Consider the following 21,262-nt stretch of genomic DNA (forward strand, 5'->3'; position numbering starts at 1 on the left):
TATATTAATTAATATAGGATATAAAATTTAAGGCATATTATATGGAGATTAAAAAATGCCTATAGCACCTTTGGATTTACAGCAATTATATATGCAGCAGTCGCATATAGGACGTATGGAGCATACGAGAATGGCCGCCAAAACCATTGCTATGCAGTCCGAAGATAGAGATATACATAGAGATTCTTATATAAAAGATTCTACTGTTGTGAAATCCGAAAATATTTCTGATGAAACAAAAGTTAAAGAAAAAAAAGATGATGAGCAGAAACAAAAAGATCAAGGTTATATGTCCTATAGAAAGAAAAATAAGAAAAGAATTATTGATAATAATGAAAATGATAATAATATTATAGAAATAGAAGAGGTTTCGGCTACAGAAAAAACTAAAGGCTCAAAAATAGATCTTTTAGGCTAGTGCAATTTTCAAGTTATGCAAATTTTAATCAGTGTAATAATCAATATAACAATATTAGCGGTTGTCCTACCGTTATTTTATATATATATAGTTTCTAAAGCTAGAGAGAGACTAGAAAAAGAAACTATGTCAAAGGCTAGAGATGAAATAGAGGCTTTGGTAAAGGAGTTTAATAATATAGCATTATCAAGAATTTCAATATTGGAAGATGCCATAACTAGAGCAAATAAGCTAACAGGTGAATTAACTTCTAATAATAAAGAAATACGTACTGAAGATAATACAATAAAAGAAGTAAAAGAAAATAAAGAAGAAGTTAATAATAATATAACTATTCATACAGAAAAGAAAAAGTTAGATATAAGAGTAGAAGATGAAAATGTACAGTTAAATATAAAACCTGAAGAGAAAGAAAATAAAAAAGAAGTTAAAGAAAATAAAGAAATAAAAAAAGAAGAAATTAAAAAAACTATCAAAAAAAATAATATAGATACTGCAGCAAAAGCTATAGATGATGAAGCTAGAAAAGAGGCTATAGAGAGATTAAGAAGCAAATTAGACAGAACTATAAAATCTAATATGTCTATATACGATAAAAATAATGATACTGATAAAAAAATATCAAAAGAAGAAGATAATACAGCAGTATCATCAGATGATAAAAATGCAAATATTATCAAACTATATAAAGAAGGCATGAGCAAAGAAGATATTGCTAAAAAATTAAACTGCTCTATTACAGAAATTGATATAGTAATAGATTTGGAATTAGAATAATAAGTTAATTTAAAGCCTTATTTTTTATAAGTATTAAAGATAAATTATAAAGCTCGTTCTCATCTTCCCCTGATAAAGAGTAATATATTCCTTTGACATTCCAATGAGCAATGTATTCTTTATTAACAGTTTCTATTATTATTTCTGTAGATGTTTCATTATCAGTATATGTTTTATATTCTTTTAGATTATTATATAATGCTAAAAGTTCATCTAAATTTTTTGAAGCTCTGTAATAAAAATGAATATTATTATAATCAAAATTTGATTCTGCAATAGTTTTATTTACAATAGAATACTTAACATTAAAAGCATTTTCTGGTGCTGGTGTACAATAACCTAATACAGAAAAGGATTTAGTAGAATCCACTGGCACAATATCCATATTAGATTTGTTTGAACATGATATTAAAATAAATATGAATACATTAAAAATTATTATTTTTTTAAACATTTATTATCTGCTCCTTAATTTAGGGTGAAGTATTTTATCCAAAGCAAAACCCAAAAATGCAAATGACATACCTAAAATAGCAATTAATATTCCCGGAGGTATTATCCACCACCAAAGACCTGATAACACCGCAGAACCTTTCATAGCATCATGCAGAATCTGTCCCCAAGTAACTATGGAAGCATCTCCAAGTCCAAGCAATGATAAAGAAGATTCATAAACTATAGCAGAAGGCACTGCTAAAGCCATAGAAGCAAATGAAAAAGGAAGAAGAAGCGGAGCTAAATGATTAAATATTATCCTAAAATGCCCTGCCCCTATTGTACGTGCCGCCTCAATATAGGTTTCTTCTTTAAGCTGCATAGCCATAGAACGTACTGTCATAACCGAACCAGTCCAAGAGAAAAATATCATCATTGTTATCATAGTCCATATACTTGGCTTAAATATCGCACTCATAACTATCATCACTGGTAAAACTGGAATACCTATAAATATCTGATAAATAAACTGCATAATATTATCAACTATTCCTCCGAAATATGCAGACACTATTCCATATATTACTCCAATTATAACAGATATAAAACTTGTAGCTATTCCTATAAATAATGCCCATTTAAGACCAGATACAAGCCCTGAAAATATATCACGCTTCATATTATCTGTACCCATTATACCAGACATAGAGCCTACTAATACCATATATGGATTTTCAAAACTCGTATTATTATTATCCGAAAACTTTACAAAAACTTCAAATTTGTAAATGCCTTTTAAAGCTAAAAAGTTTTTAGCCATATCATCTTTTTTGGTATTAAAAAGTATCTTCATAGGATTGGTAGTAAGAGTATCAATCTGTCTTGCAAGCATTCTAGGTACAGAATCCCTGTAAAACCTAAATATTCTATTTTTTGAATCATTAAAGGCTGATATTCTCAAATCACCGTTTATATTATGTAAACTATCTGATAATGTAATCATTGCTCCATCTGGTCTTGTAACAGTCCATACTGCTGCTGATGAACCATTTACATTTGCATGAAAAATTAAATCAACTGGGGATTTATCAAATTTATAATCATATTCAAATACTGCTTTATAGGTTAATTGATTGTCTATATAATTAGTTTCAATATTTATAGGACTGATATCTGTAGTAATAGCTGATTTTTCTCTCTGAAAAAAATTAAGCCATTCTGGTGCTGCTGAAGCGGGGTTATCCTGCCAATATGTTATATCTCTCCAACGTTTAGGAGCTTCTTTATAGGTTAAAAGCAAAGGCTCAAATAATGATACTAATATTGCCAAAACTAATATACACAAACCTATAACACCTGTTTTATCTTTTTTAAACTCTTCAAAAAACTCTATTAATGGAGCAAGTTTTTTAATTATATTATTTTTCATTATAGCTTGCCTCCTACTTTTATTCTAGGATCTAAAAATCCGTAAGATATATCAAGCACTACAAGTCCAAACTGATAAAGTGCAGTAGTTATAGCTAAATTACCCATTAAAACAGGTATATCATTTTGCTGAACTGATATCCAATAAAGATTACCAAGACCAGGCCAAGAAAATATACCCTCAAATATAATAGAGCCTGCAATAGAACCAAGAAGCCCTAATAATGTTATAGTAACTATTGGAGGAGCTGAACTTCTTAAAGTATGCCCGAGTAAAACTGATTTTTCTGATATCCCTCTGGCACGTGCAGCCATTATATAATCTTCCTGCAAAGTAGATAATACTATGTTTCTTACTACAAATGAAAGCCCCCAAAAACCTATTAACGTTAATGTAATTAGAGGCAGAGACATATGCCACAACATATCTAAATAATACATTATACCAGTAGGAACAGGTATTGAATGTACTCCTCCAGAAGGAAATAAATTAAACTTATAAACAAATACCATTATAAGTATCATAGAAAGCCACCAAGTAGGCATGCCGTATACTATCATAGTAATAATGCTTGTAGTTCTGTCAAATAGTCCTCCAGCTTTTCTTGCCTTTATAAGCCCTATTATTAATCCTATTATCATTTGTATAACTGAAGCTGTTGTAAAAAGTATTATAGAACGAGGAAGTGCCTCCCCTATTATTTTTATAACTTCTCTGCTTCCATTTGAATCCATCATAATGGCTGATTTTCCAAATTGAAAAGTTATTGTATTAACAGCACGTATAAATATTCTCTCCCCTATACTTCTATTAAGCCAATATATATCATAGTAATATGCCCTTCTCTCTTTGATAAAATTCTCTATATCTTCGGTACGCATATTGCTAAGCCCTCTAACCTCTGCATTGATATTTTCTTCAATCTGGGATTTTAGAGTTTTTTCGCTTACAGTATTGAATATAGCAGATGACATAAACATCAGTATTATAAACATGATTATGCCTTTTAATATACGTTTTATAACAAAATAAGTAAACACAATACAATCCTTTCAAAGCATTATACTAAAAATAATAAAAATTGTAAAGTATTATTATGTTAATTTAATTATGTTAATTATTTAATTTTATATATTAGAATTGCTTTAATAATTAATTTTTTATTTTAGATAAAAACTAAAAAACAGCAATAGTTTTTAATTATTATTATAAAAGAAATATATTAACAATACTGAGTTTTTTCATTAAATGAAGAAGTTTTACCGCTTTCAATATGCTTATCCATCAAAATATTAACTATTTCATCAGCACGGTTATTTTCTTTGTTATTAGAATGCCCTTTTACTTTTATAAACTCTATATCATGCTTTTTTGAAAGTTCTATTAATCTTATCCAATATTCTTTGTTTTCAACAGTTTTTTTATCACTCTTTATCCAATTATTTTTCTGCCAAGAGTATATCCATTTAGTCATACCATTAACTAAATATGCACTGTCGCTATATAATTTAATATTATGAGAATGTTTTAATCTTTCAAGTGCCTTAATAGCAGCCTTCATCTCCATTCTATTGTTTGTGGTATTATCTTCGCTTTCACCTATTTCAAGACGCAAGTTATGTTTTTCGCTTATAAGTATGGCTCCCCAAGCTCCAAGCCCGGGATTACCTCTGCATCCGCCGTCTGTATATATTATAATATTATCTCTTGTCATGATTTTTTATTAGATTAAAATATATTAAGAAGCTAATAAACCAATTAATTTATTATTTATCTCTTCAACTAATCTTTCTTTTGTATAATCTTTTTTTGAAACATAAAATCCAGATGCTTTAGGATGTCCTCCTCCTCCGAAACTTTCTGCAACGTCTCTGATATCTTTTGAACATCTGCTTCTAATGCTTACTCTAAAATTATCCTCACCTTCATGAATTATAAATCCTATAAGCACATCTTCCATTTGTATAAGTGTATCTGAAGCACTAACTCCAAGCTCTTTTATACTAGTACCGCAAATAGTATCTTCCAAACATATATAGCCTATTTTTCTGTCATAGTCTATTACCATTCTTTTATATATTTCCATTAAGGCAGCTACATCGTTTCTAGTATATCTCTTTCTTACAACATTTCCAAGATTTTCCTGTATAATGCCTATTTTCATTAACTTTGAACCATAAAGAAGCGTTCTCTCTGTAGTATTGCTAAATATAAAACTTCCAGTATCTGTACAAATTCCGCAGTAAAGAAGTGTTGCTATATAAGAATCAAATTTATCTAAATAGTCCTGAAATATATCAACTATTATCTCGCAAGTAGCACCAGCTGAAGTATCATCATAAAACATAGTAACACCTTTAACATTTCTAACTTTATGATGATCTATAAAAATTACTTCATTATATTCATCTGTAATATCAGAAATCCAGCCTATTCTGTCTATATCTCCAGAATCCAAAATAACCAAAACATCTTTTTTAGGAATATTATTTTCATTAACTTCAAAAATTACTCTATCAACAAATAAAACATTATGCAAATCTCTTTGCATTTTATCAGTATTAACTACAATAGCTTCTTTATTAAAAAGATTTTTTATAATCAAAGATAAAGCAAGACCAGAACATATACAGTCACAGTCTGGATTTCTATGCCCTGTTATTGTAATATTCTGAGCTTTTGATAATCTTTCTATTATATTTTTTTTTGTGGTATTTATATTATCAGTAGACATTAAATAAGCCTTTAATATATGTAGTATTTTTATAAATTAATTATCTTCAGGTATATTTAAATTTTTTATATCAGTTAATACCTTATTAGTTTCTATCAAATTTTTATCATAATGAAATGTTAGATTAGGAACATATCTAATAGTAAGCTGTTTTTTAAGATAAGAAAATATTAGACCTTTAGCACTATTAAGACCATTAAGAACTTCATTTTGTTTATCTTCATTAAGGCATACAAAGTAAACTTTAGCATTTTTCAAGTCTTTAGCTGTATCTACTTTTGTAATAGTAACAAGATTATTTTTAATTCTAGGATCTTCTATCTCCCTCATTATAATCATAGAGAGAGTCTGCTTAATATTTTCATTTACTCTAAGTATTCTATGCGAAGACATATATATTATTTTACTATAGAATTATTAACAGCAGTACTTAAATCATCGAGTTCATCTTTAACAAATACTTTATCTATATCAACTAAAATGATCATCTGCTCATTAGCTTTTACCAATCCCATTATATATCTGCTGTCTATACCAACATGCATATCTATATCTTCCTGTATATTTTCACTATTTATAGTAAGAACATCAGATACAGAGTCAACAACTAATCCGTATTTTTTATCACCTATAGCAACAACAACAATTACACAGTTTTCTGGATTCATAGGTTCATCAAAATGGAATCTAGCTCTTAAATCTATAACAAGAATTATAGTACCTCTCAAATTAATAATACCTTTTAAATATTCTGGACAATTTGGTATAGGCGAAGGCTGCATAAAATTTAATATTTCCTGAACTTTAAGGATATCTATTCCGTATAATTCGTTATTTATCTTAAATACAAGTATTTGATTTGATATAGCACTACTCATGTTAACTCCTTTAAATCGTACTATAAATTATAATATATAATGTACATAAGTCAAGTAATTTTATTGTTCTTTAATAAACATTTTATATCATATTTAATAAAAATACAATCTATTTAAAAATTAATAGTCACTTTTTTATCGATATAATTAACTTTTACTTTCCATTATTTTGATTATAGTTTTTTCTGTTTCTACCATACCTTCTGAAGCTATAAGCCCCATATTTCTCATAGTATCTTCTGGAGTTTTAGCATTTATACCATGAATAGGAAATATATAAGAGCCGCTTAAAGAAAGTTCTGCCGCTCTAAATCCTGCATCCAAAGCAACTATAGCCTTCATAACACAGCCCTGATTTCCTCCATCGCATATCATTCCAGTTATTCCCGCTGACATATTATTAATTATATGAACTATCTCTTTATAATCAGCACCTTTTAAATACCCTATAGCACAAGCCACCCCAGTACCTCCAGCTATACCGCATCCGCAAAATGCCGAAAGTCTTCCAGAATGCTCTTTTATATACATAGTTATCAAAAAACTCAATGCTGTTGCTCTAAGCAAAATATCATCACTAAGTTTATTAACCTTAAATAAAGCATATAAAGGCATAGTACATATTATACCATGTGCCCCGCTTCCAGTAATACTCATAGCAGGCTTATTAAGTCCCAAAACTCTAGCCTCTATTGCCCCTGCTGTAAGTAAACGTGCTGTACATATCTCATCATCTGAAAACACGGTGTTATTATTCATTTTTAATAATTTTTTTGCTATATCTGTACGATTTGATTCTAAAGATAGATAAAATAAATCTATATTCATTTTGTGTGCTTCCATTATAAAAGCTATATCTTCTATACTAACATTATTTATATACTCTAATATATCATTTACCGTATAATCAAGTATCTCTTTTGAAGAAATATTTTCTGATTCATTTTCAGCTTCTTGTTTTTCATCATCTTCTTTATTAAATATAACAGTATTATTAACCTTTATACTAACAATATTAGTATGATAATCTTTTATAATAACTTCTGAAGTATCAGTTTTAGTTTTAACAGAAGCCTTTATATATATATTAGAGCTCATATCTCCAAGTACAATTTTTATTTTATTTTCATCTATTAACTTTTTAGCTTTATCATTATCTTCACCTTTTACATCTTCCAATGCTTCCAAGCCTTTTTCATAATTTCCTGCAGCTAAACCTAAAGCAGCGGCAAATAGATTACCGAATTCATTTGAATTTGGTATTCCGCAGGTAAAAGCATTTTTATATATACCAGAATTTAATACTATCTCAGCACTTTCTATATCGCCTTTAGTATAACTTCTAGCCTTCGATACTGCAAAAGCTATAGCAGCAGGCTCTGTAACTCCTAATGCTGGCTTCATATCATATTTTATTAGAGAAGTTAATCTATTAAGTTTTTCATTCATTTTTAATAACCCATAAGTTTTAATGCTATTTAATTCTAATCAAAAATATTATATAATAAAAACTTATGATAATCAAACTAAAAATATATTAATACTAAATCTCTTTTGTTTTTGAAAGTAAAGTAATATCAGATATTCTCATATTTTTGTCAACAGCCTTACACATATCCCATATAGTAAGTGCGGCAATACTAACAGCAGTCAATGCCTCCATTTCTATGCCAGTCTTATAGCTGCATCTTAAATATGATTTTATTAATACTCCGTCTTCTTCTAAAGTAAAATCCAAAGATACATTTTCTATATTAATATTATGACATAAAGGAATCAAATTGGAAGTTTGTTTTGCCCCCATTATACCAGCAATTCTAGCTACCGATATTACATCACCCTTTTTTATATTATTTTCTTCTATTAATTTAAGAGTTTCTTTTGATAAATATATTTTTCCAACAGCCTCTGCAGTTCTTTTTATAATATCTTTATCTCCCACGTCCACCATATTGGCATTACCGTTTTTATCTACATGTGTTAATTTATTACTCATATCACCCTCAATTATTATATAATATTATCCGCCTATCATACTAACAGACTTTACATCACTATAAGAACCATTTTCTGGTTTTCCTTCAATACATTTTATTATAGAGCCTCTTATATCATCAAAATCTATCTTAAATTTTATATTACTATGAAGACAGCTTAACAAATATCCGTCTGATAAAAGCCTTATTCTATTGCAGTATTTACATTTTGCAGGTCTATCATATTCCAAAGCGTCCTCTTTTTGTTTATTAATATCATAACATTGAATAGTTTGAAGTTCAGCATTGACACTTTTTGCAAAATCTCTTAATAATGGCAGTTCTTCTCTGCTTTTCTCATCATATACTACAGTATTAATTTTTAATTTAAATCCCAAATCCGAAGCCTTATTTATACCTTTAATAGCATCATCTATATTTCCGCCTCTTGTAATATGTTTGTACCTTTCACTATCTAAAGTATCAAGTGATATATTTATAGAATCAAGACCTGCATTTTTTAATTTTTCTGCTAAACTATAAAGTAAAACAGCATTTGTAGTCATAGCTATTATCTCTACTTTTTCTATACTTCTAATCATAGATACAAGCTCTTCAATATTTTTTCTAACTAAAGGCTCACCGCCTGTTATTCTTACCTTTTTTATACCTAGCTCTGAAGCCTCTTTAACAATGCTGTATATTTGCTCAAAAGTAAGTATTTCATTATGAGATTTTTTTATAATACCCTCTTCAGGCATACAATATACGCATCTTAAATTGCATCTATCTGTAACTGATACTCGTATATAATTTATCTCTCTATTAAAGGAATCTAACATCGACTATACTCCCTTTATCTATAGAAGAAAATCCTATATCTATTTTTAATATACCATTAGCCTCAGAAAAGGACGATATCATAGAAGAGTTATTATATTTAATAAGTTCTACTGATAATCTAGTTTCATCATAAAATAATTTTACAGGTATATACTCAAGTCTTTCAGTATCTTTTCTTTTAAAATCTTCTAAAAGTACAGCTTTAGTATAATTATTATCATATTCAAGACCTAAACATTTTAATATATATGGCTTAACCATTATCTCAAAAGTCATAAAAGAAGAAACTGTATTACCAGGCAAAGCAAAAACAGCCTTTTTATCGAGTTTCCCAAAAAATAAAGGCTTACCGGGCTTCATAGCAATACCATGAAATATCTGCTTAACTCCGAGATTAATAAGCTCCTTATGCACATAATCAAAATCACCCATAGATACACCGCCGCTTATAAGTATAATATCATTTTCTTTTAATGCTTTTGAGAGTATATCTCTTATATCTTTTTCATTGTCATTAACTTTTCCGTAAAATTTACTACAGCATGATAAGGCAGAAGTCCTTGAAACAAGCATAGGGGCATTAGCATCATATATTTGTCCATCTTTCAAAGTTTCGCCTATATTTGCTATCTCATTGCCTGTAGATATAACAGCAGTATTAATTTTCTTTTTTACTTCTATATTGCTATATCCGAATCCTGCAAGTATGGCAATATCTTTTGGAAGTAAGAATTTTTTATATAATATTTTATCTCCAGATTTTTTATTATTACCTTTTTCTATGATATTATTACTATTCTCTTTTTTTATAAAGTTAATAATCGTTGTTCCATTTTCTTTTTTTTCTTCTGTCCACTCCACCCTCTGAACTGCATTGCAATTATCTGGTATCATAGCACCAGTCATTATTTTTATACATTCACCGCTGCCAATACTTATTTTATCGCAAAAACCTGCGTATATAACTTTATCTTCATTTAAAATATAGCTTTCTTTATTCTCATCTTCTTTTTTATAAGCATACCCATCCATAGAAGATTTACTAAAAGGAGGATCATCATTTAAAGCATAAATATCATTAAGCAAAACTCTATTATAAGAATCAAGCACGGATATTTTTTCATTACCATAATCCTCACAATTTTTTAATACCAATTCCAATGCCTCATTCGGATGCAAAAAAGTTCTTCCCATAACAATTCCCATTTATAAATATTTAACTTAAACAAAAAATCATTTTTTTATTTTTCTTCTGTTTTCAGATATAGCCCTAGTAAGTATAAGTTCCGCTGCTATACTTATTGCTATTTCTTCTGTAGTTTCTGCCCCTATTGCCAAACCTATAGGAGCATGCACTCTCGATATCATTTCATCTGTATAATTTTCTTCTTTTTTTAATCTTTCATGAAGGGTTTTTATTTTATTCTTACTCCCTATCATACCAATATAAGCAGCATTTGTTTTTAGAGCATTTTTTTCTACTATATAGTCATCAGCATGACCTCTAGTTACTATAATTATATAATCTTTATTTGTAATATTTATTTTATCAAATACATTATTATAGTCTTCTGCCAATACTTTATATGCATTAGGAAATCTCTCTTTATTTGCAAACTCCTCTCTATCATCTATAACGATACAGTTAAATCCTATTTTATATAAAACTTCTACCAAATCAAAAGATACATGACCCGCACCAAATATATAAACATTTATTTCTTTATCTTCTATTTCTTTTTTTAGAGTATTTATAAAATCTTTATTGCCGTTCAAATATGTAAAAGATATATCTACACTACCCCCGCATACCATACCTATTCCGCCAGAAGCCTCAGGGCTTAAATTATACTTTTTATTATAATTTTCTTTTTTAGTTAAAAACTCAAAAGCATCTTTCACCGCCTCAAATTCTAATATACCCCCTCCAATTGTACCTATAGTTTTTTGCTTATTATCTTCATTGTATACTATCATAAAAGCGTCCAATGTCCTTGGAGATGAGCCTGAAGTTTTATCTATTTTTATAAGCTCTGTTTCAATATTATTATCTATAAACTCTAATGCCTTATCCAATATATATTTATTATTCATTTACTCTAACCATCAAATTAATTTCAAATAATATTATAATAAATTTTTTTCAATTTTTAAACAAAATTCTAAAAAAAATTTATTATAATATTGAATATTTTACTTTTTTGTATAAACTTCTAAATAATAGCAGTTTTAAAATAAATGAAAAATAAACGGATAATATATGGAAAAGAAATATTTTAAACTCATTTCTCTAAATATATCTAAAAATACAGGTACAGTAAAAACTCCAGTTGATAAAATCACATTAGTAGAAGATAAAGGCGTACTAAATGACGCTCATTTTAATAAATTAAAAGACAGACAAGTTTCTATATTGGCCATTGAAGATATTGAATATACAAACAGTAAAATGCAAAGCACTCTTAAAGCAGGAGATTTTGCAGAAAACATTACTACCGGAGGAATAGAGCTTTTTACTCTGCCTTTAGGTACTAAAATATATATAGGCGATACAATATTAGAAGTATCAAAAATAGGTAAAGAATGTCATAAAGGCTGCGATATAAAAAATTTGGTAGGCGACTGCATTATGCCTAAAAGAGGAATATTTGCAAGGGTTATTAAGGGAGGAGAAGTAAATCTTGAAGATACTTGTTATTACTGTTTCTGACAGGGCATATAAAGGAATATATGAAGATAAATCTGGTGCTGTTATAATAAGAACTCTTAAAGAAAAATTAAAAAATAAAATTACAAATATAGAAAAAATTATTATACCAGATGAATTTGATATTATATTAAACACTTTAAAAGAAAATAAAGAAAAATTTGATATAATAATCACAACGGGAGGAACAGGCTTATCAAAAAGAGATGTAACTCCAGAAGCTACAGAAAGTTTTTGTAAAAAGGAAGTAAGAGGGGTGTCTGATTATTTAAGACAAGAATCTATGAAAGAAACTATATTTGCTTCTCTTTCAAGAATGTATGCTGGTATTAATGATAATGTTTTTGTAGTAAATTTTCCCGGAAGCGAAAAAGGGGCTGAGTACTGCACTAATCTGATAATACCTATTTTGGAACATATAGTAAGTATGATTAAAGGCGAAGGTCATTAAATAAAAATATATAAAAGGTGTAATTTATGAAAAAATTAATACTTATAACTTTAATAATATCATATCTATTTATATCATGCAGTTCTTCAAATACTGATAATAATAAAACTTCATCATCTAATAATAAAGAAATTTTGGTTTTGGCAGCTGCAAGCCTAACCGATGTACTTACAGAATTGGCTAATAATTATAAAACAGAAACGGGAACTATAGTTACATTTTCATTTGCATCATCTGGAGCATTGCAGTCTCAAATAGAATCAGGAGCACCAGCCGATATATTTTTCTCAGCCGCACAAAAACAAATGGACGCATTACAGCAAAAAGATTTGATAGATACTAATACAAGAAAAGATTTGCTTGAAAATAAAGTAGTATTAATTGCTCCGAGTAATTCAAAATTAAATATAAAATCATTTACAGATATAACAAATTCTGATGTTTCCAAAGTAGGACTTGGAGAGCCTAAAAGCGTACCTGTAGGTCAGTATTCAGAAGAGATATTAAGTAATTTATCTATACTTGATACTATTAAACAAAAATCAGTTTATGGTTCTGATGTTAGGAATGTACTTTCTTGGGTAGAGATAGGAGAAGTTGACTGTGGTATAGTTTATGCCACTGATGCAAAAATAGCAAAAGATATTAATATAATAGCTGAAGCCCCTGAAGGAACACATAAAAAAGTTATTTATCCTATAGCTGTAATAAAATCTTCTCAAAATAAAGAAGAAGCTTTAAAGTTTATAGATTATATATCATCTGACAAATCTATAGAAACATTTAAAGCTTATGGCTTTACTGTAATACAATAAGAAATCATCAATTATGCAATATACTCCGTTAATACTGTCTATAAAAACGGCATTTTATTCCACAATAATTACTTTTTTTGTTGGAATATATGCCGCTATTATAGCAGTAAAAATAAAAAAGTTTTCATCTCTTTTTGATATAATATTTACACTTCCTCTAGTACTTCCCCCTACTGTTGTGGGTTTTTTTCTTTTATTATTTTTCGGGCGTAATTCTTTTATAGGGGGTGTAGTTGAGAAATTAGGCTTTCCATTTGTATTCACACTTAGAGGTGCAGTATTGGCTTCTTTTATAGTATCATTTCCTCTAATGTACAGAACAAGCAAAGGAGCTTTTGAACAAATAGATAAAAATATAATAAATGCTGCGAGAACATTAGGAAAATCAGAAAATTGGATTTTTTGGAAATTAATACTACCAAACAGCTGGCATTCTATATTAGGAGGTACTATACTATCTTTTACTAGGGCTTTAGGAGAGTTTGGTGCTACTATAATGATAGCTGGAAATATACCAAATAAAACTCAGACTATGTCGCTTGCTGTTTATACTGCAGTACAGGCTGGAGACAGAGAGCTTGCTTTTAAATGGGTTATGATAATAGTTGCTATATCATTTATTAGCATTATGATTATGAATATGATACAGCCTATTTCTAATACTTTTAAAAAAAGATTATAAAAATAAATATATGGCGGTTTATATTGAGTTTAATAGTTGATATAAAAAAGAAATTATCTAATTTCAATTTAGATTTGCAGTTTGAAGTAAAAGGAGGAGTATTCTCTATTTTAGGTGCATCTGGAAGCGGAAAAAGCATGACATTAAAATGCATCGCTGGGATAGAAAATCCAGACAGCGGATACATAGAACTTGACGGAAAAATTTTTTATGATTCCAAAAAAAGAATTAATATAAAACCTCAGAAAAGAAATGTAGGTTTTTTATTTCAAAATTACGCATTATTTCCAAATATGACTGTTGAAGAAAATATTAAATGCGGAATAAGAGATAAAAAAATAAATCATAATATAGACTTCATAATGAAAAAATTTTTTATATATGATATACGAAATAAAAAGCCAAGAGAAATATCAGGAGGCGAACAGCAGAGAACAGCAATCGCCAGAATATTCGTATCATCTCCTAATATATTAATGCTTGATGAGCCTTTGAGTGCTTTGGATTATCATATAAAATGGGAATTGGAAAAATTCATATCATCTAGTATAAAAGAGTTTAATCTAACTACTCTATTCGTATCACACAACAGAGATGAAGCATACAGACTATCCGACAACATAGGAATAATTAATAAAGGTAAATTTGATATAATAGATTCTAAATACAATCTTTTTGAAAATCCAAAGACATATTTTTCAGCATTATTAACAGGATATAAAAACTTCTCAAAAATAAAATTACTTCCAAATAAAAAAATAGAATGCTCAGACTGGAATATTACAATAACGTTAAAAGAGGATAAAGAAAATATTGAAAATACTAACTATATAGGCATACGTCCGTACTCATTTTTTGACTATGATTTAAATAACAATAATAACATATATATAAAATCTAAAATAACAAACATTACAGAAGATATGTTTTCCTATATTATAACATCAGTACCAATCAATACAAATACTCAAATAACATGGAGACTTGATAAAAAAAATTATAAAAGTAGATATAAAGAAGGAAATGATTTAAATTTGAGTTTTGATATTGATAATGTTATATTTTTAAAATAAATAATAGACTTGTTTCAAAACTACTCAACAATATTAAGTATAAAATTATATAATTTTGAAATTATGAATATTATGTCTTACATATCGTATATTTTTTTATTTTAGTATATAAAAATGCAGTCCTTCGCCGCAGGCGTACTTCGTATGCTTCTTTGGGTCACCAAAAGAAGTGGGGTTTGGCACGACTGTGTGCTTCGCAGCAAAGCCCCAACTATAATTTAAAAATATTAAATTAAAAATTTATAAATATTAATAAATTTAGTTTTGAAACAAGTCTATTATAATTTTTTAATTACAGTCAATATCTATATAATCACCCAATTTGAAATGATTATTAAAGTCGGTATAATTATCTAAAGTTTTTCTCTTTATAAACTTTCCGTCTCCCTTACTGCCTAAAAACTTATTATCTTTAAATACTATTTTTCCTCTTGATATAACAGTGGCAACAGAACATAAAAGCTCCATTCCTTCATAAGCTGTATAATCACATGCTCCATGCATATTTGATTTTGTAATAACTGATTTTTTATTAGGGTCTATTATAGTAATGTCAGCATCAGCATTCGGAATAATAGCACCTTTCTCTGGATAAAGTCCGTATATCAAAGCTGGATTATAGCATAAAGTTTCAACAAATTTATTAATTGTTATTCTTCCTTTCATAACGCCTTCAGAAAACATTAGTGGGTATCTCTCCTCTACTCCACCTGCACCATTAGGGCATTTAGTAAAATTATCTTTTCCTTTAACCTTATCAGTTTCATAATTAAACGGACAATGATCTGTTGCTATAACTTGAATATGTCCTTGAGCAATAGCTTTCCACAATCTTTCGCTGTCCTCTTTCTTTCTTAAAGGTGGAGACATTACAAATTTAAGTCCGTCTTCTCTGTCGTACTCTTTATCTGTCAAAACCAAATATTGAGGGCAAGTTTCAGAGAAAATATTTTTATGACCCAAAGCCCTCGCATTAACTATCTCATCAACACTCTTTCCAGCAGAAGTATGCACTATATATACAGGAGCATTTCCAGCTATAACAGATAAATGTATAATTCTATTAACTGCCTCTGCCTCAGCTTCAGGAGGCCTGCTTATAGGGTGATAATGTGCAGAAGTTTTACCCTCTTCAATAAATTTCTTTTTTAAATACTCTATAACATAATGATTTTCAGCATGAAAAGCAGAAACAGCATTAAGCTCTTTCATTTTTTTTAGTACTCTTACAATATTATCATCTTCTATTTTGTAGTTATAAGTTAAATAAAGTTTTGTACTTTGCAAACCTTCTTCTTTGGCTAATACTTCAAGACCTTTAAGCACATCTTCATCAACATGCTGCAAAACTCCATGAAAACTATAATCAATAACAGCTTTATTGTCAGCGATAGTATGATAATATTTTAATTGATGAAATACATCGCAGCCTTTAGGTCCGAACCCCATATGATCAACTATAGTAGTAGTACCTCCGCAAGCAGCAGCGACAGTACCAGTATAAAAATCATCAACCGCACGCCCTATACCAACGTCTATATTCATATGTGTATGAACGTCTATTCCGCCCGGCATTACATATTTGCCTGAAGCGTCAATAATCTCAGCATCATCGCATTTTAAATCAGCACCTATTTTAGAAATTTTTTCATCTTCTATTAATACATCAGCTTTATAAGTTTCTGAAGCATTAACTACAGTACCATTTTTTATAATAATTTTTTTCATATTATAGTCCTATAATTATAACTTTTATTTATTATTTATACATAAAAAATTTAATCGCAAAAATATCTGACAAAAACTATATTCATTATCAGATGTACATAATTTTTTATTATAGTTCTTCTATTTCTTTTATAGTTAAACCCGTTATTTTTCTTATATCTTCAATACTCATATTCATATTTTTTAGGTTTAATGCTATAGTTTTTGACTTATTTATTTCTCCTTGTTCTATACCTTGTTCTATACCTTGTTCTATACCTTTCTGAAAACCTATTTCTATACCTTCTTTTCTTCCTTCTGCTCTCTCATACTGAAGCATAGCAGCCTGTCCGTAAAGAAAAGTATCTCTTTCATTATACGCTGACATTTCTTTTTCATCAGCTACAAATCTTTTATATTTATCTATTACTTTAGACATGATACCGTTACCTCCTACTAACTTATCAATATCTTTCTCTAAATCTTTCGTAGTAAAAAAATCAATCCAAGATAAAAGTTTGTTCCTATTATATTCATCTATACTAGTATTTTTTAATATTTCTGCAAATCTTTTAATTTCTATAAAATGTATCTGTAAATCGTCAAGTCTAATATTAGGATTATTGACATCAGCAAATGTTAAACATTTATGCTCTCTTCTTATATCAGTTTCGCTTCCTATATCCAAATTGAAATTAATAAAACTAATACTAATCATCTGACTTATACCAATATATAAATCACTTTCTTTTAACTCAGAAGCTATATTTTTAGCTATGTAATATAATATTCTTTTTATAAAATTGTTATTTCCAACTAACTGTACTTCAATGAGTATCTTTTTACCATCTTTGGTTTTTGCTTTAACATCGAGGATTGATTCTTTTAAGTTTTCATTTTCTGCTAAATTGTAAGGATTGATTATTTCAAGATTACTCACAGATTCAAATCCAACATCATTTAAAACAGCATTAACAATATTTTCTAATATATCTTCATCGCCTTCAGTACCAATTAGATATCGTACAAATAAATCATTAAGTCTGTTAATCTCTTTCATAACTTAATTATACTAAAAATTTCATTAATAGCAATTTATAAAACAAAAAAACTATATCATTGACAGAAAATAATTTTAAATATAGAATACAATCATATGCGATAAACATATGGGGGTATATATGAAAAAAGTATTTATTATATTATTCTTGTTTAATATTATTTTATATTCTAAAACTTTAGATGAATCGTTATTTTCAGCTGTAGAAGATAATAATATAAAAAAAGTTAAATCATATTTAGAGCAAGATGCAAACTGTAATGCATTAGATTCTTATAATAGAACGGCTTTAATAAATGCTTCTGTATGCGGATATGATGATATAGCAAAATTACTTATAGAAGAAGGTACTGATATAAATATTCGAGATAAAGCAGGTGCTACAGCATTAATGTATACTGCTAGAGATACAAATTATGAAATGGTTGAATTTTTATTAAAAAATGGTGCTGATATAAACATTAGAGATATATCAGGAGAAACTGCATTATATTATACTATTGAGCATAATAGTTTCGGACAAGAAAATGAAACAGAAAATGCTATAAAAATACTTAATTTATTAATAGAATATGGTGCTGATGTAAATACCAAAAACGATGAAGGAGCATCTCTTCTTGATGTATCCTATAGAATTTCAGAATCTTTTGATAAAAATAAAGAAATGTTTAAAATATTAGTTGAAAATGGTTTTGATTTAGAGTCAAGAATAAAGGCGGATAGATCTGATTATGATTATACTCCTTTAATGATTGCTGTTTATAAAAAAGATTATGATATGGTTAAATATTTGCTTGATAAAGGTTCCAATCCTAATACAGCAAATAATGAAAACAAAACAGCTTTAATGATTGCTAATGATGATGGAAATTATGATATTTCAAAATTACTTATACAACAAGGTGCAAATATAAACACACAAGATGAATACGGTATTACAGTATTAATGTACGCTGCTCTAAGCGGAGACTATGAAATGGTTAAATTTTTATTAGAAAATGGTGCCAATATAAATACTAAAGACAATGATGGAAACACTGTATTATATTATAATATTCGCTATGATCTTTACGAAAAAGAAGAAAGACTAGAAAATGCTAAAAAAATATTTAATTTATTAATAAAATACGGTGCTGATGTAAATACTAAAAACAATGATGGAGCATCACTTCTTGATAAATCTTATAGACCTTCAACAGCATTGGCACAAAATAGAGAAATGTTTAAAGTATTAGTAGAAAATGGTTTTGACTTAGAATCAAGAATAAAGGGTGGGGAGGATTATCCTCCTGATTATGATTATACTCCTTTAATGATAGCAGCTTTAAGAAATGACTATGATATGGTTAAATTTTTAGTTGAAAAAGGTGCCGATGTAAATGCCAAAACACATTCTGAATATAGCTCAGTAGTAACTCCCCTATTACTCTCATTAGATTATGAACATATTGAATCTAGATATGATGAAAATTCATCTGTTGCAGAATTTTTAATAAATAATGGTGCTGATATAAATGTAAAAAATAATCATGGGGAGACACCTTTAATGTATGCTTCCAAACTTCATAATATAAAAGTGGTAGAACTTCTAATACAAAAAGGGGCAAATATAAATGCTTTCAATAATTATGGAAATACAGCCTTAATATATGGTGTAAATAATTTAGAAACAGTAAAATTATTAGTGGAAAATGGTGCTGATGTAAACTTTTATAAAGGAGGAAGTACTGCTTTAATATCAGCATGTGACTATAGTCCTGAAAGAAATATAGATGTAATAAAATATTTAGTTTCAAAAAAAGCCAATATAAATGCCCAAGATAATAAAGGAGACACAGCTTTAAATAAAACTCTTGATACTTCAGATGAAGGAAGTATTGATATACTAGACTTTGAAATAGCTAATTTTTTAATAGAGCAAGGTGCTGATGTAAACATAAAAAATGAAGACCAATATACTCCTTTGATATATCTTGGTATGGGTGAAGGTAATTTTAATAATAAAAGTTTTCAGGAATATCGTATAAAATTAGCTGAAGTTTTATTAGAAAAAGGTGCAGATATTAATGCTCAAGATTATAATGGATACACTTCTTTAATTTGGGCTTGTGCATCATCAGGATCAAGGTTTGCTGAACCATATGTTAAATTTCTAGTAGAAAAAGGAGCCGATGTAAATATAGAAAATGACCATGGAGATACTGCTTTAGATATGGCAGAGTATTTTAAACTTAGAAAAATTACAGGTATTCTAAAAAAAGCTCAAAGAAATAGAAACTAAATTTTGATGATTAAACTTGTAACTTTATAGTTAATTTAGTATATACTGCAAATTTTTAAGTTTGTTAAAAACTAGTTTTTATATTTTTAATATTTTCGGGGACTAGCCCCCGACCCCCCACTTCTTTTGGTGACCCAAAGAAGCAGGCACAGCCCGCAGTCGCGAAAGACTGCATTTTTAACTAAAATATAATTATTACAATACATTTAAAACTTATTTTATTAATAATTAATAATACTTTATATTATTTATAATTTATAATTACATTTATTAATAATTCAAAATTGACAAATTATAGTTGTTTAGGTATAATAAAGTTATGAGAAATATTAATGTTTTAAATGACTATTTTGTGAGATATCTATTCTCATCACCAGACAGTAATTTAATACTGCTTGACTTTATTAATTCTATAATGCTTGATTCTAATATGAAGACATTTAGAAGTGTAGAGATACTTACTCCATTTAATTATAAGGAAAATTACGAAGATAAAGAAACTATTGCTGACGTAAAGTGTATAACTCAAAATGGTACGGTTGTCATTATAGAAATACAGTTACAAGGTAATTCAAGATTTCCAGAACGCATACTATATTATTGGGCTTCAAATTATAGTAAATTATTAAAGCATGGAGAAAAATATGATGCTTTAACTCCTGTAATTAGTATTAATTTACTTAATTTCAATTTAGATGATTCAAATAATATTCATTCATGCTATATGATTTATGATACTATTAATAATAGATTATTAACAGACCATTTACAAATTCATATAATTGAACTCAAAAAATTTCAATATAATTTATTACAGCCCGATTTAAACTGTTGGCTTAAATTTTTTACAATGAAAGAAAAAGATAATAAGGAGGTTATAATGTCAGATTTAGTAAAAGAAAAACCTATAATGGAAGAAGTACAAAAAAGATACAATAACTTTATTAAAGATAGATTAATGATGAATGAATACGATAAAAGAGAAGCGTATCTATA

At 28.1% G+C, this 21,262-nt stretch carries 23 protein-coding genes; 9 read left to right on the forward strand and 14 right to left on the reverse strand.

Annotation, left to right across the window (positions count from 1 at the left end; genetic code table 11):
• Positions 1-55: 55 nt before the first annotated feature.
• Entirely contained in the window at positions 56-418 is a 363-nt protein-coding gene (locus tag F811_RS0105700; RefSeq protein ID WP_020004317.1) for a hypothetical protein, read from the forward strand.
• Positions 419-433: 15 nt separating this feature from the next.
• Positions 434-1,195 carry a DUF6115 domain-containing protein gene (locus tag F811_RS0105705; protein ID WP_026364359.1) on the forward strand — a complete coding sequence of 254 codons (762 nt, stop codon included), beginning with the start codon at positions 434-436 and terminating at the stop codon, positions 1,193-1,195.
• A 4-nt stretch (positions 1,196-1,199) separates the two neighbouring features.
• Here the strand turns inward: F811_RS0105705 and F811_RS0105710 are convergent, their stop codons facing one another.
• The 12 genes from F811_RS0105710 to xdhC form a co-directional block, all read right to left on the reverse strand.
• Positions 1,200-1,649 carry a hypothetical protein gene (locus F811_RS0105710; RefSeq protein ID WP_020004319.1) on the reverse strand — a complete coding sequence of 150 codons (450 nt, stop codon included), beginning with the start codon at positions 1,647-1,649 and terminating at the stop codon, positions 1,200-1,202.
• 3 nt (positions 1,650-1,652) lie between these two features.
• Positions 1,653-3,059 carry an ABC transporter permease gene (locus F811_RS0105715; protein WP_020004320.1) on the reverse strand — a complete coding sequence of 469 codons (1,407 nt, stop codon included), beginning with the start codon at positions 3,057-3,059 and terminating at the stop codon, positions 1,653-1,655.
• A complete protein-coding gene (locus tag F811_RS0105720; RefSeq protein WP_020004321.1) occupies positions 3,059-4,099 on the reverse strand; it encodes an ABC transporter permease in 1,041 nt (346 codons plus the stop codon). Before F811_RS0105720 ends, F811_RS0105715 begins: the two co-directional genes overlap by 1 nt.
• Before the next feature lie 182 nt (positions 4,100-4,281).
• Positions 4,282-4,773 (reverse strand): ribonuclease HI, encoded by a 492-nt coding sequence (rnhA, locus tag F811_RS0105725; protein ID WP_020004322.1) that lies wholly within the window; start codon positions 4,771-4,773, stop codon positions 4,282-4,284.
• Positions 4,774-4,797: 24 nt separating this feature from the next.
• Positions 4,798-5,793 carry a DHH family phosphoesterase gene (locus F811_RS0105730; protein WP_020004323.1) on the reverse strand — a complete coding sequence of 332 codons (996 nt, stop codon included), beginning with the start codon at positions 5,791-5,793 and terminating at the stop codon, positions 4,798-4,800.
• 36 nt (positions 5,794-5,829) lie between these two features.
• Positions 5,830-6,186, reverse strand: a complete 357-nt coding sequence (gene rbfA / locus F811_RS0105735) for a 30S ribosome-binding factor RbfA (protein WP_026364360.1) — start codon at positions 6,184-6,186, stop codon at positions 5,830-5,832.
• A 5-nt stretch (positions 6,187-6,191) separates the two neighbouring features.
• On the reverse strand, positions 6,192-6,671 hold the full coding sequence (locus F811_RS0105740; RefSeq protein WP_020004325.1) for a chemotaxis protein CheW: 480 nt from the start codon (positions 6,669-6,671) through the stop codon (positions 6,192-6,194).
• A 147-nt stretch (positions 6,672-6,818) separates the two neighbouring features.
• The gene (locus tag F811_RS0105745; protein ID WP_020004326.1) at positions 6,819-8,120 is read right to left on the reverse strand and encodes an L-cysteine desulfidase family protein; all 1,302 of its coding nucleotides are present in this window, start codon (positions 8,118-8,120) and stop codon (positions 6,819-6,821) included.
• A 94-nt stretch (positions 8,121-8,214) separates the two neighbouring features.
• Positions 8,215-8,667, reverse strand: a complete 453-nt coding sequence (gene moaC / locus F811_RS0105750; protein WP_020004327.1) for a cyclic pyranopterin monophosphate synthase MoaC — start codon at positions 8,665-8,667, stop codon at positions 8,215-8,217.
• Between the two features lie 24 nt (positions 8,668-8,691).
• Entirely contained in the window at positions 8,692-9,489 is a 798-nt protein-coding gene (locus F811_RS0105755) for a GTP 3',8-cyclase MoaA (protein WP_020004328.1), read from the reverse strand.
• Entirely contained in the window at positions 9,473-10,684 is a 1,212-nt protein-coding gene (locus tag F811_RS0105760) for a molybdopterin molybdotransferase MoeA (RefSeq protein ID WP_020004329.1), read from the reverse strand. Before F811_RS0105760 ends, F811_RS0105755 begins: the two co-directional genes overlap by 17 nt.
• A 39-nt stretch (positions 10,685-10,723) precedes the next feature.
• Positions 10,724-11,584, reverse strand: a complete 861-nt coding sequence (gene xdhC / locus F811_RS0105765; protein ID WP_020004330.1) for a xanthine dehydrogenase accessory protein XdhC — start codon at positions 11,582-11,584, stop codon at positions 10,724-10,726.
• A 166-nt stretch (positions 11,585-11,750) separates the two neighbouring features.
• Here xdhC and F811_RS0105770 point away from each other — a divergent pair, with 166 nt between their 5' ends.
• From F811_RS0105770 to F811_RS0105790, 5 genes are read left to right on the forward strand one after another with little or no spacing between them, the layout of a single operon-like run.
• Positions 11,751-12,200 (forward strand): MOSC domain-containing protein, encoded by a 450-nt coding sequence (locus F811_RS0105770; protein ID WP_020004331.1) that lies wholly within the window; start codon positions 11,751-11,753, stop codon positions 12,198-12,200.
• Entirely contained in the window at positions 12,172-12,648 is a 477-nt protein-coding gene (locus F811_RS0105775; protein WP_020004332.1) for a MogA/MoaB family molybdenum cofactor biosynthesis protein, read from the forward strand. Before F811_RS0105770 ends, F811_RS0105775 begins: the two co-directional genes overlap by 29 nt.
• Before the next feature lie 26 nt (positions 12,649-12,674).
• Positions 12,675-13,463, forward strand: a complete 789-nt coding sequence (gene modA, locus F811_RS0105780) for a molybdate ABC transporter substrate-binding protein (RefSeq protein ID WP_020004333.1) — start codon at positions 12,675-12,677, stop codon at positions 13,461-13,463.
• A gap of 13 nt (positions 13,464-13,476) precedes the next feature.
• On the forward strand, positions 13,477-14,145 hold the full coding sequence (gene modB, locus F811_RS0105785) for a molybdate ABC transporter permease subunit (protein ID WP_020004334.1): 669 nt from the start codon (positions 13,477-13,479) through the stop codon (positions 14,143-14,145).
• Between the two features lie 23 nt (positions 14,146-14,168).
• Positions 14,169-15,218 carry a sulfate/molybdate ABC transporter ATP-binding protein gene (locus tag F811_RS0105790; protein WP_020004335.1) on the forward strand — a complete coding sequence of 350 codons (1,050 nt, stop codon included), beginning with the start codon at positions 14,169-14,171 and terminating at the stop codon, positions 15,216-15,218.
• A 288-nt stretch (positions 15,219-15,506) separates the two neighbouring features.
• Here the strand turns inward: F811_RS0105790 and hydA are convergent, their stop codons facing one another.
• Complete coding sequence (gene hydA, locus F811_RS0105795) at positions 15,507-16,946, reverse strand: dihydropyrimidinase (protein WP_020004336.1); 1,440 nt, start codon at positions 16,944-16,946, stop codon at positions 15,507-15,509.
• Between the two features lie 109 nt (positions 16,947-17,055).
• Positions 17,056-17,985 (reverse strand): Rpn family recombination-promoting nuclease/putative transposase, encoded by a 930-nt coding sequence (locus F811_RS0105800; protein WP_020004337.1) that lies wholly within the window; start codon positions 17,983-17,985, stop codon positions 17,056-17,058.
• Between the two features lie 121 nt (positions 17,986-18,106).
• On the opposite strand from F811_RS0105800, the gene F811_RS0105805 reads away from it, so the two are divergent.
• Together F811_RS0105805 and F811_RS0105810 are read left to right on the forward strand one after the other, a co-directional pair.
• A complete protein-coding gene (locus tag F811_RS0105805) occupies positions 18,107-20,266 on the forward strand; it encodes an ankyrin repeat domain-containing protein (protein WP_020004338.1) in 2,160 nt (719 codons plus the stop codon).
• 319 nt (positions 20,267-20,585) lie between these two features.
• Positions 20,586-21,262 (forward strand): Rpn family recombination-promoting nuclease/putative transposase (locus F811_RS0105810; protein WP_020004339.1); only part of this gene is annotated, 677 nt, incomplete at its 3' end.

The organism is Brachyspira innocens ATCC 29796 (genome assembly GCF_000384655.1).
GTDB lineage: Bacteria > Spirochaetota > Brachyspiria > Brachyspirales > Brachyspiraceae > Brachyspira > Brachyspira innocens.